The sequence below is a fragment of the Paucilactobacillus nenjiangensis genome, assembly GCF_008632615.1.
Lineage (GTDB): Bacteria > Bacillota > Bacilli > Lactobacillales > Lactobacillaceae > Paucilactobacillus > Paucilactobacillus nenjiangensis.
Map to the genome: position 1 here is coordinate 598,645 of NZ_CP043939.1, position 23,331 is coordinate 621,975.

The following is a 23,331-nucleotide window of genomic DNA, read 5'->3' on the forward strand; positions in this document are numbered from 1 at the left end:
ACAAATCGTAACGAGATTCAGCTCAATTGAACTGGATTTCGTTATTTTTGTATCATGATTTAGTTTTGACAGTAAAGCCGATTTTTCCTCACTGAAAAGCTGACAATGTATGTTATTATTAAAAGCGAAAATATATCGGAAGAGGCCCAATTAATGGAAGAGTTAATAAACTACTATCACTTTGATCGTGATCAGTGGCGACAATTTTATTCGAACGACAGAATTGAAATCAGTCAAAATAGCTTGAACCAAATTAAAGCCTTTAGTGACCGCATTTCAGTTCGAGATGTGGATGAGGTGTTCTTACCTCTCACTAAATTAATTAAATTAAGATATCAACAATATTTAAACTGGCAAGAAGAAAAGACCGATTTTCTGCAACTGCCACAAAAACGGGTGCCGTTCATTCTAGGGATTGCAGGATCAGTCGCAGTGGGAAAAAGTACCTCCGCCCGGTTGTTAGCGAAATTGCTAGAGAAGTTCTTGCCTGATGCCAAAGTCGATTTGATTACGACCGACGGATTTTTATATCCTAACCAGGTATTGAAAGATAAAGAAATCATGAACCGCAAAGGGTTTCCGGAATCCTACGACATGGAGAAACTATTAACGTTCTTAAATGACCTGAAGGCCGGCGTTGATTCAGTACAACTGCCGGTTTATTCGCATCAAATTTATGACATTGTCCCTGACGAGATGCAAACGTTGGAAAAGCCGGATGTTTTGATTGTTGAAGGGATTAACACGTTACAGTTACCTAGTAATGAACTACTCTACATCAGTGATTTCTTTGATTTTTCATTGTACGTTGATGCTGATCCACGCTTGATTGAGCAGTGGTTCTTGGAACGATTTGGGATGTTACTGGATTCAGCTTTTAAGGATCCAACCAATTATTATTACTCACTAGCGATTGGTGATCGTAACGTGGCGTTTGAACATGCGAAGAAAATTTGGCGTGAAATTGATTACACCAACTTGCGCGAATTTATCCTTCCAACCCGGAATCGGGCGGACGTCATTTTACACAAAACTAAGCATCATCAGATTGATGACATTTATTTAAGAAAATAAATGAAGAAATTATCATAAAGATTGACCCACTAGGATAAAACACGTAAAATAAATTCATTGTTAAATAAAAAATAAGGGGTGGCAATTGTTGGCAAATATAAATCTTGATGCGTTCGATAAAATCGTTGTACTTGACTTCGGTAGTCAATACAATCAGCTCATTACCAGACGAATTCGTGATTTTGGTATTTACTCAGAGTTAATGTCTCATAAAACTACCGCTGAAGAGTTAAAGAAACTCAATCCAAAGGGAATTATTTTTTCTGGTGGACCAAACAGTGTTTATGATGAAGGTGCATTTACAGTTGATCCTGAAATCTTCAATCTCGGAATCCCTGTATTAGGTATTTGTTACGGAATGCAATTAATGGCAAACACACTTGAGGGTGGCGCAGTTGAAAAAGCTGACAACTCTGAATATGGTCATGCTGATATTGAAGTAACAGACGAGAATGCAGTTATGTTTGCTGGAACACCCAAAAAGCAATACGTTTGGATGAGCCACGGCGATTTAGTTACCAAGGTACCAAATGGCTTTAAAACGGTTGCGACAAGTACTAACTGTCCAATTACTTCAATGGCGGATGATGAACGTAAATTCTACGGTCTGCAATTCCATACTGAAGTCCAAAACACCGAATACGGTTCACAAATCTTGTACCACTTTGCCTTTGATGTTTGTGACGCAACTGCTAACTGGTCAATGGATGATTTCATTGACGTGCAAATTGCTGATATTCGTGAAAAAGTTGGCGACAAGAAAGTGCTTCTTGGCTTGTCTGGTGGGGTTGATTCCAGTGTCGTTGGAGTTTTGCTCAACAAGGCAATTGGTGACCAATTAACTTGTATCTTTGTTGATCACGGTTTACTCCGTAAGAACGAAGCACAAGAAGTCATGGATAGCTTAGCTGGTAAATTTGGCTTGAACATCATCAAAGTGGATGCTCAAGAACGTTTCTTAAGTAAATTGGCTGGTGTGAGTGATCCTGAAAAGAAACGTAAGATTATTGGCAACGAATTTATCCAAGTCTTTAATGACGAAGCAAGTAAGTTACACGATATTGATTTCTTAGCTCAAGGCACGCTGTATACCGACGTGATTGAAAGTGGAACTGATACCGCACAAACCATCAAGTCTCATCATAATGTTGGTGGACTTCCTGACGATATCCACTTTACCTTGATTGAACCATTACGGAGCTTATTTAAAGATGAAGCCCGTGAATTGGGTGAAAAGATGGGGATGCCTTACGAATTAGTATGGCGTCAACCATTCCCAGGTCCTGGTCTTGGAATTCGTGTTATCGGTGAAATTACCGATGAAAAACTAGAAATTGTCCGTGAAAGTGATTATATTCTTCGCGAAGAAATCAAAAAAGCTGGCCTTGATAAAGAAATCTGGCAATACTTTACTGTTTTACCAGGAATCAAGAGTGTCGGTGTCATGGGTGATGGTCGGACTTACGATTACACCGTTGGTATCCGTGCCGTAACTTCGATTGATGGAATGACTTCTGACTTTGCTCGTATTCCTTGGGATGTCTTACAAGATATCTCAGTTCGAATTGTTAATGAAGTAAAGCAGGTTAACCGGATAGTGTACGATGTTACGAGTAAGCCACCTTCGACAATTGAGTGGGAATAAATCCACAACTAGAATTGACACGAAAACAGCGGTATAAAGGCGTATTGAATTTATGGAAATAGGTTCAAACTCCTCCAACTCCGCTAAAAAAATAAGATGCTCCGCCAAAACTCCACCAGAATTTGGCGAAGGACTGTTGGTAAAGTTCATAAGAAAGTCGCTAGGGGTTCGTCCACTAGTGGCTTTTTGCGTATATAGAAGTGTCTCGTTGGTAAATTAAACCTGTTATAATAAAAGCGATATAGATCGTCAAAGAGTGAGTAAAAAATAATCTTGATAGAAACGGAGATATGTTACCCATGAGACCAGACCAGACTAGAAAATAATTTTGATAGTTTAATTGCCCAAATTGACAAAAGTGCTAATGGTGTACAACGTGATCGCGGCACGATGTTTGAAGAAGTTGTTAAGTCGTACCTACTTAACGAACCAGTATATAAGAATCTGTACGATGATGTGTGGCTATTAAGCGAAGTTCCCGCCGAATACCATATTCCTAAGAAAGACCTTGGCGTTGATCTTGTGGCTCGTCACCGCGATTCTGATGAGTTAACCGCCGTACAGGCTAAGTATTATCACGGCAAAGTTGGCAAGGATACCATCAATAGTTACGTTGCTGAATTGAACAAAAATTACTATGCAGACGGCCTATTAGTCGCCACCACGGACGACTGGAACAAAAACGCCGAAGCGGCTTTGGATGATGGCTCTAAGGATATTAACCGCATTGGGTTGTCTGACCTCAAGCACTCTAGCTTCGACTGGTCGCAATTCAGTTTTGGCAATGCAGAAAAAGCAATTACTGCCAGTCATAAACAACCAAGGGCGTACCAAAATGAAGCCATTGATAAGACCGTGGCTTACTTTGATGAGCATGAACGCGGTAAATTAATTATGGCCCCTGGAACTGGGAAGACGTTCACTAGTCTCAAGATTGCAGAAGCAATGGCTGCAAATGAACAGAAGCAAGACTATTTTGTGTTGTATCTGGTGCCAAGTATTCAGTTATTGTCTCAGACTTTGTTCAGCTGGGATAAAGCCTTAACGTATGCCAAAGTTGATCTTGGTGGTGCTCATCGAAGCAATAATCCTGCACAAGTACGTGATTTAGGTCAAATGGCCATGGAATTGCTCAATTTAGTTGATACTGATGGCATTGATCCGCAAATCACTGAAATTATTTCAGCACATGAAATAGTAAATGGATTGCAAAAAATTAAGTCACATCAGGTATTAGGCAAAATCGTGGCAACTTTTTAACACGTGGCCGCCAGATTACGAATAATGAGGATAGCTATGAATATTAATGAATGGCCAAAAATATTTCAACGAGAAACGTTTTCGTTTAAAGTATTAAAACAACAATTAAGTGAATCAGAAGTTGAAGCAATTAAAGTTGATTACAAATTAATTTGGAATGACTGGAAAAGTGCTAATTTACAAACAGCGGCGAAACTAGATTTGGGAAAACTGAAAATTGAAAGTTGGACCAATGGTTGGAAAATCAGAGATCACTTTTGGACCTGTTATCGAATCGGGGATGTTAATCCCTGCATCGGAGTGCTTGTTAATCGACAACAATTGCAGGTTTATTTAATGTTTCAAAATTATAAAAGTGAAACACGATTAGGAACATCAACCCAATACCAGTCAGCGGTTAATCAAAAACTGGCAAACTGGCAACGAACGGTCAATTCAACCGAATATTATGTTTGGCCTGCCAGTCAATCGGAATTGGAACCACATCAAAGATTGGATCAATATCAAGCGAGTGATGAACCGGTGATGCTTGGCAAAGTGTGGTATTTTCCATTAGCGGAAGAGTTCAATTTTGAACAAGAAGTTTCAAAAGCAGTAAGTGAATTATTGCCATTGTATCGAGAAGTTATTGGAAGCATGGAGGTAGCGGCGGATGAGTGAGTTTGATCAAATTTTTAATGCGATTAAAAATGATCCAGATAATGCAAGTTTCACTTCACAAGGGATTGAACCGCTGTACTACGCTGGCCAAAAGGCTAAAATCAATATCGTTGGTCAAGCGCCGGGGCGTAAAGCACAAGAGACAAAAATCTTTTGGAATGACGTTAGTGGTGTGCGGTTACGCGAGTGGATGGGTGTGTCTGATGATGAATTTTATCAATCAGGTGAAATTGCAGTGGTGCCGCTAGACTTTTATTATCCCGGGAAAGCTAAAAGTGGTGATTTACCACCACGCAAGGGTTTTGCAGAAAAATGGCATCAGCCATTATTAGATTTAATGCCAAATATTGAATTAACTTTATTAGTTGGAAGCTATGCACAACGTTATTATTTGGACCTAGATTCTAAGGCAACGTTGACCCAGACAGTAAAGGATTATCAAAAATATTTACCCCAATTTTTTCCGTTAGTTCATCCGTCACCACTAAACTATGGGTGGTTAAAAAAGAATCCTTGGTATGAACAAGATGTTTTACCAGCTTTGAAGCAACAAATTGATCATATTTTAAGATAGGTAAGGCAGAAGAGTGCTGTGACAAAACGAATGTTTTGGATCACAGTTTTTTTTACTGAAATTTTGTAGAACCGGCTTTATCACATCAAATGTTAGAAGAGTAGCTCTTGATTACCAGCAATGTACGACGAAAGGTGACATATCGGTTGATATCAAGCTATTACGTGACACTAAGTCATAAATAATTCATAAAATCTTACACAAATGTACCTAAATTTGTCCGTATAAAGACATAACGTATTTGTTATGATATTCGTTAAGAAAAAAGCAGAGAAGAAATTTTTAAAAGCAATTATTAGTGTGGTTGGTATTTTACTGATTGCAATTATCGGGTATAAGTACGTCCATACCAGTAAAGCCTCATCGGGTGGCACAGCTCAAACTGAAACACAAAAAGAAGTAGCCAAACGACAAAAAATTATTAAAGAAAATTTGACCAACTATTTAAAAACGGTCACTGATGATGGCACGGTCAGCGTTAGTTTTTATAACCTTGGTGCAACGAGTGGTAGCACGGCAGCTAAATCAAAATATGCAGATGTTTATAAAAAAGGTGAATTGCAGGTTGAGTCAAATGCACATACGGATCAAACGACAGCCAGCACTTACAAGCTATTTATCACGGCGTATTTAATGCAACAAAAGCTCAATGGAAATTTCACTTGGAATAGCACAAATGAAGATGGATTTTACCGCATGATTGTAAATAGTGAAAATGACTTTGCTGAAGAACAATTGCAAAAATATGGCATGAGTAAAATCAACAAATTTATTAGCAATCAGGGCTGGTATTCACCAGTTTTCCAAACAGATGAGAATGCCACCTCGACAAGTTATAGCTTACAATTATTATTGGAACAATTAGAAGCCGGAACTGGTTCATTCTCCAATGCTAGTGATCGAGCTAAAATTTTGAAGTTAATGGGTAAACAAATTTATCGAACTGGTATTCCAGCAGGTGTTGCTGCGGCAGACAAAGGGACCACCGTGTCAGATAAAGTTGGTTTCTTGGATGATACCAATAACTATGCTGCAATTGTTACGATGCCAAATGGGCAAAAATATATTCTAGTGATCATGACGCATGGCCATAATCAAAGTGGTTTTAGCGGATTCCCAAAGATTGCGAAAATTGCCAAGAAAGTGCAACAAATTGTGTATGGTGCTGATGCTGTAACCAAATTGGAAGACTATTCAAACTAGCCATAAATCAGCTTTCATGAGTTCAATTTGAATTGGATTATCGCTTGTAATATAATTCGAATTAATAGGAACTACTCGTGAAGGGATTGACAGCAATTGGCCATGATTGATTATGTGATCGAATTTGGTAAAAATTCATTTATAGATGAACCATTGAATGACATTGACGCAGTTGTGTTGTCACAATTGGCGTACATGGATTTTGCGTACTTACAAACGGAAAAGATCACATCGATTGCGCAAATGAATGAACGACAAATCCAGACAGTGATTGAAAACACTTGGCGTGCTAATCAAAATGCTGAACTGTTACGAGTGATGCAGCGAAGTGTCCGCTTTGGTAGCCTAAATTGGCATGATTGGGTTGAACGACAAGACATTGAGGCGGAAGAGCAATTTAGTGCCGTCACTTTTGACCTATTACCAAGCTTGTCATTTATCGCTTATCGCGGAACGACAGCCACACTGACTGATTGGAAGGAAGATTTTAATCTAACCTTCATGCCAGAAATTCCATCACAGCAAGCGGCACTCAAATACTATCAGAAAATGCATCGACATTATCCTGGAAAATATTATTTAGGTGGTCACTCCAAAGGTGGTCACTTAGCTGTCTAAACACTGGTGCATAGTCATGCATCTCGCCGAGAGGACATTTTAGCGGCCTATAGTGTGGATGGCCCCGGTTTAAATGAAGCAATCCCGGATTATTGTATTGATCGAGTCCACAAATTGATTCCCGAAGCCTCTGTCATCGGTCTGTTGTTGGAACCTGAATCGAGTTATCAAGTGGTACAGTCAGATAGCTTCGGGTTTAACCAACATGATCCGCATTCATGGGCCACACGAGGGCATGAATTTGTCTTAGCCACTAGTACGACTTCTTTATCCAAGTACACCCAGGCATCAATCACTCGATGGTTAGAGAGCATTGACGATGCGACACGGGGTGAATTCTTGAATTCAATTTTTGACTTATTTGAGGCCACTGATGATGACCGTCTCAGTGAATTAGCAAAGAATTGGCCAGTCAATTTTAGAATCATGATGAAAGCCATTTCTGATTCGAATCCTGAGACACGTCAGCGATGGAAAGATGTCACGGACAAACTATTTGGAGCAATGACGGATGAGGCCAAGTTACGAGTGACTAGTCGCTGGCAACAATCGATTGCGTCCATGCCCAAACTAAATGTGCCACAGCCGTCAAAATTACTAATTGAAAAATTAAAACAGACTGAAAATAAAAAATCTCAGAAATATTTCTGAGATTTTTTCGTCTAAAATTTATTCGCCTAAAGTAGGATCTGAATCAAAATCGTCTACGATTTCAAAGAAAACATCGGCATTAGCTTTGATTAATTTAGCTACTGGGCATTCGTCTAAAGCGGCATCAACCACGCCAGAAGCAGTCGATTTGTCTAAAGTATCAAATTTGATTTGAGCATGCACAACAAATTTGTAGCCAACCGCGTCTTTGACGATATCAACGGTGGTACGAATCGTACTTTCTTGAGGTAACTTTTTACGTTCTTCAACTAAGCGAATCGTACCGTTAAAACAGGTGCTGACTGCAAAACCAATGAATTGTTCTGGGTTGGTTCCAGGGGCGTCCATTAATGAGCTGCTAACTCCTAAAGTTAAGCCTTCGTTGCCTTCAACATAGGTAGTTCCGGTTAATCCATCATGATTCATAACATGTGTACTATATAATGATTTCTCTGCCATAAAATAGCTCCCTTTCTTGTATACGCTTTCAAAAGCTCGAGTATAATATATTTTTATTTTGGATAACAGGAATAAGCCTTATAACATAATTGGTATTTTTAACAAAAAAACGATAATCCTCAAATTGAGAATTACCGTTTCAAAGATGCCTAATCTAGTGTTGAATAATTGTAATGATTAACATAAAGATCGAGGCGACTGGGGTCATTACATCAAACAAGAAATGGGTGGTGATACTAACCCAGATATTTTTGCTATACAGATAAAGTAATGAGAACCAAGCACCCATCATCATATAGGGAATCATTTCAACAACGTTACCGTTGAAGTTATTCCAGTGAATCAAGCCAAAGAAAATCGCTGAGAAGAAAAACATCAGGACGGTCACGGCGCCACGGCCCTTAAATTGATAGAACAGCGCATGACGAGCAATAATTTCTTCCGTAAATGGTGCCATTAATGCAGCTAAACTAGCGATTGCCGTGATTAATGCCATCCGGACTGTAGTGGTTCCAGTTGAGTCACCACTAGCACCGCCTGCAGTAGCGCCAAACAGCATCTGGGTCAGGAACCGTGTTCCATAGAGAATAACTGGCGCGGCCACTAACCCAATAATTGCAGTTAATAGATTCCGCCAAATATGTTCCTTGAATAACTTCCAGTCTCTTTTCAAAACATCGTGATAAAGAAAAATTGCTAATGAGAAACCAGTAAAGAAAAGTAGGGTAACGATAATTACCCGAATGAGTTGATCGTCGATAACTTTAACGACATTCCCCAAGATTAATTCAATTGGAATAATAAGAAAGGCCACTAACGTTTTGGCTTTGGAAATTTCCATTTTTCCATTGTTCATAATTACAACACTCCCATCTATTGTAGTCTTATGTACTACCAAATATTATCAGTCATCTCTTAACAACACAAATTTTAAGCCATAACGTGCCGGAATTGCACCTAATAAGCTCATTTAGTGTCAGTATAAAAAATAAACTACTAATAGAGTATTATATTCTTTTATAAAATAGGGAAACTTATGATAAAATGCCATTGAAAGCGAGTTATATACATAAATTGGGGGGAGTGAAAAGTATGCGACGACAATATCTTAATTGGATTAGCTTGGCCATGTTGTTATTGGCCATTTTAGGGTTTATTTTCTTGGGTCCATTACAGTACGCAAAGCCAAAAATTGATACTGATTATAATAAGTACTACAGTGCATTCAGCTTGAAAAATTTGCGCAAAGATTTGAATGAATATCCTAAATTGGTCGCTGCTTCGTTGGATTACTATGGCCAAAATCATCAGGCAAAATCATATGTAATCAATTGTGTAACTGATACGAATGACAATGACAGTGATGCGTAAGGGACTTTTGTGGTACCTGCATTAGATGAGGCCAATACTTTGGCGACAAACAATGCCGGGTCAAAAAATACAAATCAAGTCATTACCTCGAATTTCATGACGCCGCAAGGAGTAGCGGTGACACCGAAGTATATTATTACTTCGTCGTATGACCATGAATATCGTGGAGCATCAATTTTGAGTATCATTGATCGTTCAACGGGTAAACATTTGAAAAATGTGATTTTGTAAGGTCGTCCGCATGTAGGTGGTGTTGCCTACGAGGCTGACAAAAATCTATTATGGGTTTGTGGCTCGTCTGGAAAAGAAGCAGCTTTGATTGCTATCAAGATGGATGATATTGATAGTTATGATTTTGCCAAGAGTAACAATGCAATTAACTATACCCATGTGGCTTTATTGCCGGGAATTGCTAAAGCATCGACTGTTGCTTACCGTGATGGACAGCTGTGGGTCGGATTTTTCAGCGTGACTGGCGATAGTACCGTGCAACGTTTTGATGTTGATAAAGTCTTGAGTGGCCGTAACAGCATTAAAAATGTATCTGGTGGAAGTTTACTGGGTAATGATGTGCGTGAACAGCTTTCACAGCAGTCAATTGGTAAAATTCAAGGGTTCTCATTTTATAAGAACTTGATGTATATTTCCCAATCATACGGTTCTGGCGATTCGGAAATTTACGTTTACAAAATTGATAGTAATAAACGTCGATTCACTAAAAATGATGCCGAAGCAGTTATTAAAATGCCTTCACATCTGGAACAAATCACGATTGATGGTAACCGAATGTACGCAATTTTCGAATCTAGTGCACGGTCCTATAAGACACATGAACAAACAAGAATTGGACGGGTAGTTTCATTTGATGTTTCTAAGCTGCCACCATTAGAGAAGTAAGGGGGGATTGAAATGAATGATTTAAGAAATAGACTGACGAATTTAAATAATTGGTTTTACTTTGGGAGTCTCAGCTTATTTCTGTTGATGCTGGGTACGACTAATAATCCATTAGCTAAGCACTTTCAACTCAGTTTCGTGAACTTATCTTACTCCAAGAATGCAACAATTTTGGGTGCGGTGGCCATGAACTTGGCATTTGTTATCGTCTTAATAGTTGCGGTTCACTACGCAAAAATTTTCCAAGGGCAACGAATTTTTCATGTTCCATCATTCCTGTCAATCCTTGAAATGATTGGGGTCATGATTGTTGTCACGTTTGCGATTATCGCAGTGTCCATTTGGATTTATATTCATACTTCGGAAGGAGAAATCTTTGCTTTCGTGGCACAGGTCAACGCGGATACCTTCGCTTCGACTTACTGGATGTACACATTTTTACACTCGGTGAAAATTTTAGGATTCCAATTGTTGTACTGTGCATCTTGGATTTTCTTACATCAAGTTTTTGTGGCAGCGTGCCAAAAGGACACTTTTATTTACCGGACGTTATTCACATTGATTATCGAATTACTAATTTTTGTTGTGTTAAAAGTGAGTTCCAACGATGCTACACTAGTTGAATATTTGGTCATTCACATTTTTTCACTCTTCAATTTTCAACATCGACGTAACTATTGGACCAGTACCATTATTGTTTTATGGGCAGAATGGCTGACCTTTGCCATCATGTTGCTGCCATTGTTAAATGCAGATTAATCCGAATTCAAATGACGCGATTTTGGCGTCATTTTTGTTGAGTTAAAAATAGTTTCAAGTCGGCTTGAAATCAGCTATAATGGTACGCGACGTTTAAAATGAAATTTAAAGGAGATTTATAATGACTTTACCTCAACTTGACTTAGCAAATGCTAAGGGACCAAAGGCTACAATTAAAACTAATCTTGGTGATATTACCGTTCAATTGTTCCCAGAACAAGCACCTAAAACGGTTGAAAACTTCACAACATTAGCTAAACAAGGCTACTATGATGGTGTTATTTTCCATCGTGTCATTGAAGACTTTATGATCCAAGGTGGCGATCCTACAGGCACTGGTATGGGTGGCGAAAGTGCTTTTGGCGATTCTTTTGAAGATGAATTTTCACAAGAATTATTCAACATCAATGGCGCTCTTTCGATGGCCAATGCTGGACCAAATACCAACGGTAGCCAATTCTTTATCGTTTCAAACAAGAGTGTTCAACCTGGAACTGATGAACAAATGCGTGAAGCTGGTTATCCAGAAGAAATCATCGAACCATACATGAATGGTGGAACTCCATGGCTTGATTTCCGTCACACTGTGTTCGGACAAGTGATCGATGGTAAAGATGTGATTGATAAAATTGAAGCAGTTGAACGTGACATGTCTGATAAGCCTCTAGAAGACGTTATTATGTCAACAGTTGAAATTTCAGAATAATAAAAATAGAAGTAACTTTGCAAATTTGCGAGGTTACTTCTATTTTTTTGTTGATTAAACGAGTTGTTCAGCACTTATTCTTTAATGGCTTCTCTTATCAACTTGCTCCACTTAATTAGCACTCATTATTATCCAAGTTCATGATAACAATGAGTGCCTATTAATGTTCACAAGTTCCCGTGAATCTCAGCACTACTCATTAACGGCATCTCTTATCAACTTCGTCACTTTACTAAAATAATCAACCATTGTCATAGTGCGACAACAATTGATTATTCTTCGTAAATGCTCCGAAGCTGCCCGATAAGTTCAGCACTATTTTTAACGGCTTCCCAACTCAATCAACTCACCTAACTACAACAGACAAACAATTCAAAGACCGAATTATCTGTCTGTTTAGGTTAGTACTCGTTGATTAAACGAGTTGCTCAGCACTTATTTTTAACGGCTTCCCAACTCAATCAACTCACCTAACTACAACAGACAAACAATTCAAAGACCGAATTATCTGTCTGTTTAGGTTAGTACTCGTTGATTAAACGAGTTGCTCAGCACTTATTTTTAACGGCTTCCCAACTCAATCAACTCACCTAACTACAACAGACAAACAATTCAAAGACCGAATTATCTGCCTGTTTAGGTTAGTACTCGTTAATTTAGCGAGTTACTCAGCACTTACTCTTCTACTATCGACACCTCATACTTATGTCCAGCAAGAATACGGGCAGCAGTGTAATTATTGAGGCCAGGACGATGGGTGATGTAGATTTTTTTATTGGTAGGGACTTCAGCGAGTCGGTCACGTAAGTCGTTTAAAGGAATACTGAGATTAGGCGTGATGGAACCGGTATTGGTCTTGCCATCTTCATGGATTGCTAAGAAGAAGGCGGACTTTAAATCGTCGGCTGGAATTTCTTTCAAAGGGACCATTAAATCGGCTTGGTTCAATTGATTAATGGCGACATAACCGGCGGTATTTAAAGGATCGCGTGTGGTTGAATATGGTGGTGAGTATGGCAACTCTAGATCAGGCAAGTCATGAACCGTTAAGTTACCAGTAATGGCAACTGAGAGTTCCCCAATCCGTTTATCTACACCAGAGTGACCAATTGCCTGGGCACCTAGAATAGCACCTGTCGATGGATGATAAGTGACTTTTAAATTCAACCGTTTGGCATTGGGGTAAAAATAAGCATGGTCAAATGGTGTAATAAAAATGCTTTGATAATTCATTACCCCAGCGGCTTCTAACGTCTGTTCGGTATAGCCAGTGTAACTAACGGTCATGTCAAATACTTGCGCAACTCCGGCACCGATGAAACCACGATAGGTGAGATCAGCTCCTAGTAAAGCGTCGGCTAACAAGTGGCCTTGACGATTGGCAGCGCTAGACAGGACACTTTGGATTGGCAAGCCAGTGATATAACTCGTTGTTTCAATTACGTCACCGATTGCGTAAATGTCTGCCACATTAGTTTGTAGGTGTTCATCCACGATGATGTGCTTGTCTGGAGCAAGTGTAATCTTTGCTGCAGGTGCTAGTTCACTATTTGGCACGACACCAGTTACGAAAATTAGCATATCGGTCTTTAGGGTTTCCCCAGAAGAAAGATGAGTTGCTTTTCTAAAATTTCTGTAATTTCAGGGTCAAATGGAGCTGCGACGTGTTCAGAGCGTTCCACAATCGAAACAGTTAAACCTCGAAGCTGAAAGTTTTCGGCTAATTCGATTCCCGCCGTTCCACCTCCAACAATGGTGACGTGATGGGGATGATTAGTTTCAATGAAATCACTGATTTTGTCAGCATCCGTAACGTTGCGAATTGTGAATAAGTTTGTCGCATCAGTTAAACCATTAATTTTGGGCACGGTGGGACGAGCGCCGGTTGCGAGAATTAATTTGTCGTAAGATTCAGTATAAGTAGAACCATCAACTAAATTGGTCGCCGTCACAATTTTCTGTTCCGGGTCAATTGCGGTCACTTCAGTTTGGATACGAACATCTATATTGTTCTTTTCTTTCAAAACTTCTGGAGTGCGTTCAATTAAACTGTCGCGTTCTTTGATGACGTGCCCCAAGTAATAAGGTAAGCCACAGCTGGCAAATGAAATGTGTTGCCCACGTTCGAACATGATAATGTCAACATCTTCATCTAACCGCCGAAGTCGGGTGGCTAATGACGGTCCTCCGGCAACGGCCCCAATAATAATGATTTTCATGATGAATCAGCTCCTTTTGTTATCGTTTTCATTATCGATATTATAGCGTAATTCTAGAAATAAAACCGTTTTGACGAAAAAGCAGCACAGCATCGCCGTTCTATAGTAATATGAATATTAATAAACGAGGGGGTACTTATTTTGCAAAATGTCTATTTCAATCACGATGGAAATGTTGATGACTTGGTGTCGTTATTATTGATGTTACAAATGCCAGATATTAACTTAACTGGAGTCGGTGTCGTTGGTGCAGATTCATTCGTAGAACCAGCCGTGTCCGCGTCACGTAAAATTGTGGATTTATTTGGCTCGCACTCGCAAGTCAAAGATATTGCTAAATCCAATTCACGACCTGTGCACCAATTTCCAACCAATTGGCGGTTGAGTTCATTTTCATTTGATAATTTTCCGATGCTTAATGAAACTGGCACAATCAAAACGCCTGAAGCCGCTAAACCGGCTCATCTGGATATGATTGATAAATTACAAAATCAAGCCGATAAAACAACCTTGGTCATGACTGGGCCGTTAACTGATTTGGCGCGGGCACTCCAGGTTGATTCCTCAATCACCGACAAAATTGATAAATTATTTTGGATGGGTGGCACGATGAATAACCAGGGCAATGTAAATGATCCTGAGCATGACGGCACGGCTGAATGGAATGCTTTTTGGGATCCCGAAGCAGTCAAAATTGTCTGGGATGCTGATATTGAAATTCAAATGGTTGGTCTTGAAAGTACCGATCAAGTGCCGTTAACAGTAGGATTACGCGATCGTTGGGCTAAACAGCGCCGTTTTCCAGCACTAGATTTGATTGGCCAAGGTTATGCGTTAGTGCTGACTTTTGAAGCTGATTCAAAATATTATTTATGGGATGTGCTGACTGCAATGTCATTTAAGTATCCGGAAATTGTTGAATCAAAGGTAGTTACCGGGGATGTTGAAGTCGATGGCCCTGCTGCTGGTAGGACCTATTTAAAAGATGGTGGTCGCAAAATTACACTCGTCACGGCTGCTCATGAAGATTTGTTCTACGATAAAATCGATGAATTACTTCAATCAGCTGCCAAACCACTTTATTAGACAAAACCTGTCAGGTTTGTTTAACTGTATAATTCGCGCGACGTAGTGGTTGCATTAAATTTCGGTTAGTATTTAAAATAAATTTTGTCAGACGTCAAGTTTGACGATATACTAAAAATAAATCTCTCACAGGAAGTGACACATATGGTACGCAAAGTAACAATCAATGATTTGGCTCAGGCCGCTGGCACATCAGTAACTACTGTGTCTCAAATTTTAAATGGAAAAGGTGACCGCTTTAGTGCAGATACGCGCAAACGGGTCTTAAATTTAAAAGTGGAAATGAATTATGTTCCGGACTTTAACGCTCGGAATTTAATTATGAAATCTGCGCAAACAATTGGAGTTTTAGTGCCAAATGTGGGAAATCCATTTTTTAGTGAATTAATTAAAGGCATTCAGACGATTGCTCGTGAAAATCAATTTATTCCCATTATTTTTAGTTCTAATCATGATGCGGAATTGGAAAAGTATTACCTGGAAAAATTGGTCGAACGATCAGTTAGTGGCTTAATTATTGCCAGTGCCGCAATCACAGCCGAAGTGATTGATGAAATTTTAAATCCGAATAACATTAAATACTTGTTAATTGATGAAAATACTGTAGAAGCAGGCGACACTGTTCAAACTGATGATTATCATGGTGGACAATTGGCAGCTCAGCATTTGATTGATTTGCACCATAAAAAAATTGCAATGATTATTTCAGATTCATTAACGAATAACTTGCGCCGTCGATTACAAGGATTCGAAGATGTCTGCATTAAAAATGATATAGATTTAAAAACCGATATTGTCAAAATTGCATCGCCAATGACTAAAAGGGGCGGTTATGAAGCAGTCACCGAATTAGTGAAGCATCCTGAAGTGACCGCGGTCTTTACGATTAATGATGAAATGGCCGTGGGTGTGTATCGTGGTTTGCGGGAACGCAAAATTGATATTCCTAATGATTTATCCGTTATTGGATATGATGGCATTGAATGGGGCGAATATTTTTCACCTAAATTAACAACTATTCGCCAACCAATTATTGAATTGGGTAAAAAATCTGCCGAAGTTTTGTTGAATAGAGTGAACAATCCCAAGGTAAAAACTCAAACCGTTAATTTGCCAGTCGAATTGGTTGCTCGGGAAAGTACTACCCAAAATACAAAATAGTTGTTGAAAAGGCTTATATTTCATGATAAAATATTTGTACAAGATTAGTAAAAGGTTTTACTTGAGTGTTTAACCAGAAAGAGAGAATTGATTATGGCAAATAAAGTAGTTATCTTAGGTAGTTTAAACGTAGATACCATTTTAAGAATTAAACGAGTACCACAACCAGGCGAAACTTTACAGATGAATGACCGTAGTAGTGCCGCTGGTGGAAAGGGCGCTAACCAAGCTGTTGCAGCTGCGAGAGCCGGCGCTGAAACGAGTTTTATCGGCCAAGTTGGAAACGATGATGCCGGTAAATTTATGATTGAATCTTTAAAAGATGACAATGTCGATACTTCTGGCATCAATGTTGATACTGGATCAGGAACCGGATCAGCTTATATTTTCTTAGATGAAAATGGGCAAAATAGTATCTTGGTCTATGGTGGGGCTAATCAAAAGGTTACAGAAACGGAAGTTAATAATGCTGCAGAACAAATTAAAAATGCAGATTTCGTAGTGACACAATTTGAAACTCCGCAAAAAACAGCTATTGCTGCGTTCAAGTTGGCGAAAGAAAGTGGTGCAATTACCATTCTGAATCCAGCGCCAGCTTCTGAAATGTTACCAGAATTACTAGAATTATCAGATATCGTGGTCCCTAACGAAACTGAAAGTGCTAGTTTAACTGGAATTGAAGTGACGGATGAAGCATCAATGGTTCAAAATGCGACCGCCTTTGCCAAATTGGGTGTGAAAAATTTGATTATCACAGTTGGTAGTAAAGGTGCCTTTTATTCAACTGAGGATGGTCAACATGATTTTGTCCCTGCCTTTAAAGTGGATGCTGTTGATACTACTGCCGCTGGTGACACATTTATCGGAGCACTCAGCTCACAATTAAAGAAGGACTTAAGTAATATTAAGGAAGCATTGACCTTTGCTCAACGCGCTAGTTCAATTACAGTTCAACGTTTAGGCGCAATGCCATCAATTCCAACGAAAGCTGAAATTGAAGCTGCAAGCAAGTAAGTTTTTGGAGGTTGAATGATGGAACAAAATGAATTAAAACAATTAGTCGGTAATGAAGCGGTTAAGTATGTTGAAGATGGCATGATTGTTGGCTTAGGATCTGGCTCAACGGTTAGATATATGGTCGATGCATTGGGTAAGCGAGTGGCTGATGAAGGGTTACACATTACCGCGGTCGCTACGTCAAATTTCACAGCTAATCAAGCTCAATCATTGGGAATCACTGTTAAAGATATTGACGAGATTGATCAAATCGATTTAACCATCGATGGTGCCGACGAAATTAGTGATGATTTTCAAGGTATCAAAGGTGGTGGCGCAGCTCATTTATGGGAAAAAATCGTCGCCATTAATTCGAAAAAGAATATGTGGATTGTTGATGAAAGCAAGTTAGTTCATCAATTAGGCGCCTTCCCATTGCCATTAGAAGTGATTCCATTTGGTTCAACGCACGTGTTGGCTAAATTGGAGCAGATGGGTTACCATCCAAGTTTCAGAAAAGATGATAATCAGCAATATGTTTTAACTGACGAAAAAAATTATATTATTGATTTACATCTGGGTACGATTGACGATCCATTTGCTCTTGCCAAAGTGTTAAATGGCATTGTCGGAGTCGTCGAGCATGGACTATTTTTGAACGTGGTTGACACGGTAATTGTCGGCACACAAAATGGCCCTAAAGCGCTAAATAAGTAGTAATTAAACCACAGAGATGCGGTTTTAGTTTTAGAAATATTTGAAAGCGTTTACTTTTTGTGATATATTTACTAATGCAAAATAAATTGGACGCTTTTCGCATGTTAAGTAAAACGTTTTATGTAAAAACACAAGGAGGGTTACTGTTTCATGAAGAAAACAACAGTTATTAATTCAGATTTGTCCAGAGTGATTAGCCAAATGGGTCACTTTGATACGTTAGCCATCGGAGACGCGGGGATGCCAGTCCCAGCAACTACTGAAAAAATTGATCTGGCAGTTACCAAGAACTTACCAAGTTTTATTGATGTGGTAACGAACATCATTTCAGAACTAGAAGTGCAAGAAATTATTTTAGCCAATGAAATTCGGACGAATAATCCAAGTCAATTGACAGCAATTCAAAAGTTATTTCCAGACACCAAGATTTCATTCATTGCACACGAAGATATGAAAAAAGATTTGAAGGATGCTAAAGCCTTCGTTCGCACGGGTGAGATGAGTCCGTTCTCAAATATTATTTTGGTAAGTGGGGTAACATTTTAAGGAGGAATATCATGGATATTGAAATGAAAAACATCTCCAAAGCTTTTGGACAAAATAAAGTGCTACGAGATGTCAATTTTTCAATTCACAGCGGCGAGGTCCATGCGCTGATGGGTGAAAATGGGGCTGGTAAATCAACGATGATGAACATCCTAACGGGCTTACTGAGTGCGGATGGTGGAGAAATCTTAGTTGATGGCCAAAAAACACTATTTAAAAATGCACTGGATGCCGAACAACATGGAATTGCATTTATTCATCAAGAAATGAATAACTTTGCGGATATGTCAGTCGTTGAAAACATGTTTCTCAATCGCGAACTCAAAAAAGGGTTTGGAATGTTGGACATGAAGACCATGCGTGAACAAGCTAAAGACGCACTTGACAAGTTAGGTGTAGATATCTCAGTTGATACACCAGTTGGTTCACTCAGTGTTGGTCGCCAACAAACGATTGAAATTGCTAAGTCATTAATGAATAAAACACAAGTTTTGATTATGGATGAACCTACAGCAGCGTTAAGTGAAAACGAAATCGCTAAATTATTTACTATTATTGGTTCGCTCAGAGAACAAGGTGTCGCTATTATTTATATCTCCCACAGAATGGAAGAAATCTTTGAAATTAGTGATCGCTTAACGGTAATGCGTGATGGACTCACAATCAATACTTATGAAACTTCAGAAACTGACGTTAAGCAAATCGTGCACGACATGGTTGGACGTGACATGGGAGACTTTTATCCAGACCGTCAGCCTAAATTTGGTAATGAATTACTCCAAGTTAAAGGTTTGACCAGTGGAGATACATTCAAAGATGTTAATTTTTCAGTTAGATCAGGTGAAATTTTAGCCTTCTCAGGATTAATGGGAGCTGGTCGGACGGAAATTATGCGTGCCATTTTCGGCGTTGATAAGCTCGACAGTGGTGACATCTTTGTTAATGGTGAAAAAGTTGAAATTAAAACACCGGAACAAGCCATCAAACACAACATTGGTTTTCTAACTGAAAACCGTAAAGATGAGGGCCTAATCTTAGACGGCAGTTTGTCAGAAAATATTGATTTACCAAGTATTGATGGGTTTACTAAAAATGGATTCATCGACGAAAAAGCGGATAAAGATTTTGTTGATATGTTGATGAAACGATTAGGAGTTAAGGCTCAAAGTTCTCAAGATTTAGCTTCTAGCCTTTCTGGTGGTAATCAGCAAAAGGTAGTTCTCGCTAAATGGGTTGGCTCAGGGGCTCAAATCTTAATCTTAGACGAACCAACTCGTGGAGTTGACGTTGGTGCTAAACGTGAAATTTATGATTTGATGAATGAATTAACCGACCGTGGAACTGCAATCATCATGGTATCTAGTGATCTTGATGAGGTACTTGGCTTCAGTGACAACATTGTTGTAGTTTATGAAGGCAAAATTCAAGGCGAAATAGCTACTAAAGATGCTACTCAAGACAAAGTCATGACACTAGCGACTGGAGGAGAAATAAATGAATAACACAGAAACGAAAAAGAAATTTAATATTGGTGAGTTTTATTCTAAGTTAGGCCCATTGGTGGCATTGCTTGTATTGGTAATTTTTGTAAGCGTTTTAAATAGTTCGTTCTTGAATATTAATAATATCATGAACTTGCTGCAACAAATTTCAGTTAATGCATTGATTGCTTTTGGGATGCAGTTTGTTATCTTAACTGCCGGAATTGATTTGTCAGTTGGATCAATTCTTGCATTGAGTGGTGCTTTCATGGCCCAATTGATTCTAATGGGTTGTCCACCAATCTTCGCCTTTGCAATTGGAATGATTACTGGTGCTATCTTTGGTGCCGTTAATGGTGTCTTGATTGCTTACGGTAAAGCTGCTCCATTTATTGCTACTTTAGCAACCGCCGCAATTTTCCGTGGTGCAACTTACGTGTTGACAAATGGTAACCCAATTACTGGTAAAACCATGAACAACGATTTCTCATTCTTATTCCTTGGACAAGGCTATTTATTCGGAATTCCATTCCAAGTTTATGTCATGGTTATCATGTACGCATTGGCTTATGTGCTCCTACACAAAACTACATTTGGTCGTAAAACGTATGCCTTAGGTGGGAACGAAAAAGCCGCCTTTGTTGCTGGTGTTAATACTAAGAAAATTACCATTTGGATTTATGTAATTGCTGGATTCTTATCAGCCGTTGCCGGTATGATTTTAACTTCACAACTTTCATCAGCTCAACCTGATGCCGGGACCGGTTATGAAATGGATGCCATTGCTGCCGTTGTTTTAGGTGGGACGTCATTAGCTGGTGGTAAAGGTAAGATGTTCGGTACTTTAGTTGGTGCCTTGATTATTGGGGTCTTGAACAATGGGATGAACTTATTAGGAATCTCAAGTTTCTACCAACAAATTGTTAAAGGTATCGTAATCTTGATTGCCGTATTGTTAGATCGTAAGCAAGCAAAAGCCTAGGAGGACGAATTCATGAAGAAAATTGGTATGAAAAGATTAATTGGGTTATTCACAGTATTCTCAGTCTTTCTGATGGTCGCTTCAGGTTGTCAATATGCGACAATCGGCCGTCCAACCAGCAGTGACAAGGTTGAAAAGAAAGCCGCTAAAGACGTTAAAATTGGTGTTTCAGTGTCGACGTTGAGTAATCCTTTCTTTGTTAATTTGAAAAAAGGAATTGATTCAGAAGCAAAGAAAAATAATTCAAAAGTGGAAACATTTGATGCACAAAATGATAGTTCAAAACAAAATAATCAAATTTCAGATTTAATCACTAAAGATGTAGATGTAATCATTGTTAATCCAGTTGATTCAGACGCGATTGTTTCATCTGTCAAAAAAGCTAACCAAGCTGGGATTCCAGTTATCGCCTGTGATCGTGGTTCAAATGGTGGTGAATTGCTAACGACTGTTGCCTCTGATAACGTCAAAGCTGGTAAGATGGCCGCAGACTTCTTGGCTGAACAAGTCGGGGATAATGCTAAAGTTGCTGAACTTGAAGGAACTCCTGGTGCTGATGCTGCCGTCCAACGTGGTAAAGGATTTGATGGTCAAATTAAAGGTAAGCTAGATTTAGTTGCCAAACAAAGTGCTAACTTTGATCGTGCCAAAGGACTCAATACTACGCAAAATATTTTACAAGCACATTCAGATGTTAAGGGGATTTTCGCCCAAAACGATGAAATGGCATTAGGTGCTGTTAAAGCCGTTCAAGGCCAAGACATCAAGATTGTTTCTATCGATGGAACTCCAGATGGTTTAGCAGCTGTTAAAAAAGGTACAATCACTGGAATCGTGGCACAACAGCCTAAAACTGAAGGTGAATTAGCCGTTAAAGCAGCCTACAAACACTATCGTGGAGAGAAGATTTCGAAGCATATTGCTTCTCCTATTCATTTAGTTAAATCACCAAATGCACAATAATTTGGAGTTGGTCATATCGCTTGTAAGCGTTTACATGATATGGTAATATACTAAGTGAGGAAGGACATTTAAAGTTCTTGAATCGAGTCGGTGAGGTTCAATCATCGGTGATTCGGACCTCTAGATATCAAGCACAGGTTTCTGGTAGCCGAAGATTAGTAGGCCAGAAGCAGCGTAAGAGTGGCTCATAATATCAAAAATAATTCGGACAGAGCAGCTACCGGCGTGCGCTAGGAACTCACAGGAGTAATGCAAATCAGATTGAGTGTCTGAGAAGACCTCCAGGGTTGCATATACAATCCGTTCTTCCGGAACACCTATCAACGTAAAAGGTTGGTAGGTGTTTTTTTGCGTCTAAATGTAAATTTATTCTTGCTTGATATACGGATTGATGGTTTAATATAAAACAATACTTAATTATATGAATATATATTCAGAAATGGAGAAAGATATGAAAGTTAATAAGAGGTTGTTAGCAGTTATTTCATTGTTAGCAGTATTGTTGGTAATCGTCAGTGGATGTGGGAAAAAAGCTGATAATAGTGTGAAGAAGATCCAAGATAAGGGAACATTGGTAGTTGGGACTGAAGCTGAGTTTGCACCATTTGAATTTCCAATTATCAAAAATGGACAAAAAGTGATCACTGGCTACGATATGTATATTGCTAAAGCGATTGCCGATGATATGGGTGTGAAACTAAAAATTGTGAATACCACTTTTTCTTCATTAATCCCGGATTTAAAGGAAAATAAGATTGATTTAGTTTTAGCGGGGATGACCGCTACACCGGAACGAAGAAAGTCGGTTGCATTTTCAAATGGTTATTACAAAGTCGAAAACTGGTTATTAGTTCAAAAAGGTAATGCAGATAAATATGCCAAAATTAGCGATACTAATAAGGCACAGATTGGTGTACAACAAGCTTCATTACAACAAACAATTGCGAAAAGTAAACTGAAAGCCAACTTAGTGACGGAAAGCAATGTTAATAGTTTAACTACCGAACTAGGTCAAGGCAAGTTGGCCGGTGTAATCTTAGATAGCGTGGTGGCGGAAAACTTTGTTAAGCAAAACCCAGACAAGTATGAAGTGGCTAAAGTTAAGTTACCAACGCCAAAATCACAACAAGACATCAGTGTGGCGGCACGTAAGGATGATAAAAAATTAGTTACACGAGTTAACAAGGTGATTAAGCAACTGAAATCATCAGGCAAATTAGATCAGTTATATAAAAAGGCTGAAGACAAACAAGCTGAGTTGAATAAATAAATTAAATATGCATAAATTAATGGATAAACCTTA

The 23,331-nt window shown here is 38.9% G+C and carries 22 protein-coding genes and 2 pseudogenes; 21 read left to right on the forward strand and 3 right to left on the reverse strand.

Annotated elements, in window-relative coordinates:
- Positions 1-153 precede the first annotated feature (153 nt).
- The 7 genes and pseudogenes from coaA (at position 154) to F0161_RS02985 (ending at position 7,685) form a co-directional block, all read left to right on the forward strand.
- Positions 154-1,074, forward strand: a complete 921-nt coding sequence (gene coaA, locus F0161_RS02950) for a type I pantothenate kinase (protein WP_137602115.1) — start codon at positions 154-156, stop codon at positions 1,072-1,074.
- 88 nt (positions 1,075-1,162) lie between these two features.
- Positions 1,163-2,719: a glutamine-hydrolyzing GMP synthase gene (gene guaA, locus F0161_RS02955; RefSeq protein WP_150203678.1), complete on the forward strand. Its 1,557-nt coding sequence runs from the start codon at positions 1,163-1,165 to the stop codon at positions 2,717-2,719.
- A gap of 390 nt (positions 2,720-3,109) precedes the next feature.
- The gene (locus tag F0161_RS02960; RefSeq protein WP_225423186.1) at positions 3,110-3,979 is read left to right on the forward strand and encodes a restriction endonuclease; all 870 of its coding nucleotides are present in this window, start codon (positions 3,110-3,112) and stop codon (positions 3,977-3,979) included.
- Positions 3,980-4,015: 36 nt separating this feature from the next.
- Positions 4,016-4,639 carry an HI_0552 family protein gene (locus F0161_RS02965; RefSeq protein ID WP_190318899.1) on the forward strand — a complete coding sequence of 208 codons (624 nt, stop codon included), beginning with the start codon at positions 4,016-4,018 and terminating at the stop codon, positions 4,637-4,639.
- On the forward strand, positions 4,632-5,213 hold the full coding sequence (locus F0161_RS02970) for a uracil-DNA glycosylase family protein (protein ID WP_150203680.1): 582 nt from the start codon (positions 4,632-4,634) through the stop codon (positions 5,211-5,213). Before F0161_RS02965 ends, F0161_RS02970 begins: the two co-directional genes overlap by 8 nt.
- Before the next feature lie 246 nt (positions 5,214-5,459).
- Positions 5,460-6,416, forward strand: coding sequence for a serine hydrolase (locus tag F0161_RS02975; protein WP_150203681.1), 957 nt, complete (start codon positions 5,460-5,462; stop codon positions 6,414-6,416).
- A 318-nt stretch (positions 6,417-6,734) separates the two neighbouring features.
- A pseudogene (locus F0161_RS02985) lies at positions 6,735-7,685 on the forward strand (Mbeg1-like protein).
- 18 nt (positions 7,686-7,703) lie between these two features.
- Here the strand turns inward: F0161_RS02985 and F0161_RS02990 are convergent.
- Positions 7,704-8,144: an OsmC family protein gene (locus tag F0161_RS02990; protein ID WP_137601841.1), complete on the reverse strand. Its 441-nt coding sequence runs from the start codon at positions 8,142-8,144 to the stop codon at positions 7,704-7,706.
- A gap of 154 nt (positions 8,145-8,298) precedes the next feature.
- Positions 8,299-9,000 (reverse strand): CPBP family intramembrane glutamic endopeptidase, encoded by a 702-nt coding sequence (locus tag F0161_RS02995; RefSeq protein WP_137601840.1) that lies wholly within the window; start codon positions 8,998-9,000, stop codon positions 8,299-8,301.
- A gap of 236 nt (positions 9,001-9,236) precedes the next feature.
- Between F0161_RS02995 and F0161_RS03000 the strand changes: the two genes are divergently transcribed.
- From F0161_RS03000 to F0161_RS03020, 5 genes are all read left to right on the forward strand, one after another.
- On the forward strand, positions 9,237-9,515 hold the full coding sequence (locus F0161_RS03000; RefSeq protein ID WP_150203684.1) for a hypothetical protein: 279 nt from the start codon (positions 9,237-9,239) through the stop codon (positions 9,513-9,515).
- A gap of 39 nt (positions 9,516-9,554) precedes the next feature.
- On the forward strand, positions 9,555-9,746 hold the full coding sequence (locus F0161_RS03005; protein WP_150203685.1) for a hypothetical protein: 192 nt from the start codon (positions 9,555-9,557) through the stop codon (positions 9,744-9,746).
- Positions 9,747-9,845: 99 nt separating this feature from the next.
- Positions 9,846-10,412: a hypothetical protein gene (locus tag F0161_RS03010; protein ID WP_150203686.1), complete on the forward strand. Its 567-nt coding sequence runs from the start codon at positions 9,846-9,848 to the stop codon at positions 10,410-10,412.
- 12 nt (positions 10,413-10,424) lie between these two features.
- Positions 10,425-11,171 (forward strand): hypothetical protein, encoded by a 747-nt coding sequence (locus F0161_RS03015; protein WP_150203687.1) that lies wholly within the window; start codon positions 10,425-10,427, stop codon positions 11,169-11,171.
- 121 nt (positions 11,172-11,292) lie between these two features.
- Positions 11,293-11,877, forward strand: coding sequence for a peptidylprolyl isomerase (locus F0161_RS03020; RefSeq protein WP_137601836.1), 585 nt, complete (start codon positions 11,293-11,295; stop codon positions 11,875-11,877).
- Positions 11,878-12,552: 675 nt separating this feature from the next.
- On the opposite strand, the pseudogene F0161_RS03025 reads toward F0161_RS03020, so the two are convergent.
- Positions 12,553-14,096, reverse strand: a pseudogene (locus F0161_RS03025) (FAD-dependent oxidoreductase).
- A gap of 141 nt (positions 14,097-14,237) precedes the next feature.
- Between F0161_RS03025 and F0161_RS03030 the strand changes: the two are divergent.
- The 9 genes from F0161_RS03030 to F0161_RS03070 all read left to right on the forward strand — a co-directional run bounded on the left by F0161_RS03030 (position 14,238) and on the right by F0161_RS03070 (position 23,298).
- Positions 14,238-15,182, forward strand: coding sequence for a nucleoside hydrolase (locus F0161_RS03030; RefSeq protein WP_150203688.1), 945 nt, complete (start codon positions 14,238-14,240; stop codon positions 15,180-15,182).
- 144 nt (positions 15,183-15,326) lie between these two features.
- A complete protein-coding gene (gene rbsR / locus F0161_RS03035; RefSeq protein ID WP_137601830.1) occupies positions 15,327-16,343 on the forward strand; it encodes a ribose utilization transcriptional repressor RbsR in 1,017 nt (338 codons plus the stop codon).
- Positions 16,344-16,436: 93 nt separating this feature from the next.
- Complete coding sequence (gene rbsK, locus F0161_RS03040; RefSeq protein ID WP_150203689.1) at positions 16,437-17,357, forward strand: ribokinase; 921 nt, start codon at positions 16,437-16,439, stop codon at positions 17,355-17,357.
- A gap of 18 nt (positions 17,358-17,375) precedes the next feature.
- Positions 17,376-18,056, forward strand: coding sequence for a ribose-5-phosphate isomerase RpiA (rpiA, locus tag F0161_RS03045; protein ID WP_137601828.1), 681 nt, complete (start codon positions 17,376-17,378; stop codon positions 18,054-18,056).
- Positions 18,057-18,206: 150 nt separating this feature from the next.
- Positions 18,207-18,602, forward strand: a complete 396-nt coding sequence (gene rbsD, locus F0161_RS03050) for a D-ribose pyranase (protein ID WP_137601827.1) — start codon at positions 18,207-18,209, stop codon at positions 18,600-18,602.
- Positions 18,603-18,613: 11 nt separating this feature from the next.
- Positions 18,614-20,104 carry a sugar ABC transporter ATP-binding protein gene (locus F0161_RS03055; protein WP_137601826.1) on the forward strand — a complete coding sequence of 497 codons (1,491 nt, stop codon included), beginning with the start codon at positions 18,614-18,616 and terminating at the stop codon, positions 20,102-20,104.
- The gene (locus F0161_RS03060) at positions 20,097-21,065 is read left to right on the forward strand and encodes an ABC transporter permease subunit (protein ID WP_137601825.1); all 969 of its coding nucleotides are present in this window, start codon (positions 20,097-20,099) and stop codon (positions 21,063-21,065) included. Before F0161_RS03055 ends, F0161_RS03060 begins: the two co-directional genes overlap by 8 nt.
- A 12-nt stretch (positions 21,066-21,077) precedes the next feature.
- Complete coding sequence (locus tag F0161_RS03065; RefSeq protein WP_137601824.1) at positions 21,078-22,028, forward strand: substrate-binding domain-containing protein; 951 nt, start codon at positions 21,078-21,080, stop codon at positions 22,026-22,028.
- A 451-nt stretch (positions 22,029-22,479) separates the two neighbouring features.
- Positions 22,480-23,298, forward strand: a complete 819-nt coding sequence (locus F0161_RS03070; protein WP_225423189.1) for a transporter substrate-binding domain-containing protein — start codon at positions 22,480-22,482, stop codon at positions 23,296-23,298.
- The last annotated feature ends 33 nt before the right edge of the window (positions 23,299-23,331 follow it).

What these genes read in the sequence shown, in the direction of transcription:
- coaA (WP_137602115.1), top strand. Translation starts at nt 154, where the DNA reads ATGGAAGAGTTAATAAACTACTATCACTTTGATCGTGATCAGTGGCGA.
- F0161_RS02960 (WP_225423186.1), top strand. Translation starts at nt 3,110, where the DNA reads ATGTTTGAAGAAGTTGTTAAGTCGTACCTACTTAACGAACCAGTATAT.
- F0161_RS02965 (WP_190318899.1), top strand. Translation starts at nt 4,016, where the DNA reads ATGAATATTAATGAATGGCCAAAAATATTTCAACGAGAAACGTTTTCG.
- F0161_RS02970 (WP_150203680.1), top strand. Translation starts at nt 4,632, where the DNA reads ATGAGTGAGTTTGATCAAATTTTTAATGCGATTAAAAATGATCCAGAT.
- F0161_RS02975 (WP_150203681.1), top strand. Translation starts at nt 5,460, where the DNA reads ATGATATTCGTTAAGAAAAAAGCAGAGAAGAAATTTTTAAAAGCAATT.
- F0161_RS02990 (WP_137601841.1), bottom strand. Translation starts at nt 8,144, where the DNA reads ATGGCAGAGAAATCATTATATAGTACACATGTTATGAATCATGATGGA.
- F0161_RS02995 (WP_137601840.1), bottom strand. Translation starts at nt 9,000, where the DNA reads ATGAACAATGGAAAAATGGAAATTTCCAAAGCCAAAACGTTAGTGGCC.
- F0161_RS03000 (WP_150203684.1), top strand. Translation starts at nt 9,237, where the DNA reads ATGCGACGACAATATCTTAATTGGATTAGCTTGGCCATGTTGTTATTG.
- F0161_RS03010 (WP_150203686.1), top strand. Translation starts at nt 9,846, where the DNA reads ATGGATGATATTGATAGTTATGATTTTGCCAAGAGTAACAATGCAATT.
- F0161_RS03015 (WP_150203687.1), top strand. Translation starts at nt 10,425, where the DNA reads ATGAATGATTTAAGAAATAGACTGACGAATTTAAATAATTGGTTTTAC.
- F0161_RS03020 (WP_137601836.1), top strand. Translation starts at nt 11,293, where the DNA reads ATGACTTTACCTCAACTTGACTTAGCAAATGCTAAGGGACCAAAGGCT.
- rbsR (WP_137601830.1), top strand. Translation starts at nt 15,327, where the DNA reads ATGGTACGCAAAGTAACAATCAATGATTTGGCTCAGGCCGCTGGCACA.
- rbsK (WP_150203689.1), top strand. Translation starts at nt 16,437, where the DNA reads ATGGCAAATAAAGTAGTTATCTTAGGTAGTTTAAACGTAGATACCATT.
- rpiA (WP_137601828.1), top strand. Translation starts at nt 17,376, where the DNA reads ATGGAACAAAATGAATTAAAACAATTAGTCGGTAATGAAGCGGTTAAG.
- rbsD (WP_137601827.1), top strand. Translation starts at nt 18,207, where the DNA reads ATGAAGAAAACAACAGTTATTAATTCAGATTTGTCCAGAGTGATTAGC.
- F0161_RS03055 (WP_137601826.1), top strand. Translation starts at nt 18,614, where the DNA reads ATGGATATTGAAATGAAAAACATCTCCAAAGCTTTTGGACAAAATAAA.
- F0161_RS03060 (WP_137601825.1), top strand. Translation starts at nt 20,097, where the DNA reads ATGAATAACACAGAAACGAAAAAGAAATTTAATATTGGTGAGTTTTAT.
- F0161_RS03065 (WP_137601824.1), top strand. Translation starts at nt 21,078, where the DNA reads ATGAAGAAAATTGGTATGAAAAGATTAATTGGGTTATTCACAGTATTC.
- F0161_RS03070 (WP_225423189.1), top strand. Translation starts at nt 22,480, where the DNA reads ATGAAAGTTAATAAGAGGTTGTTAGCAGTTATTTCATTGTTAGCAGTA.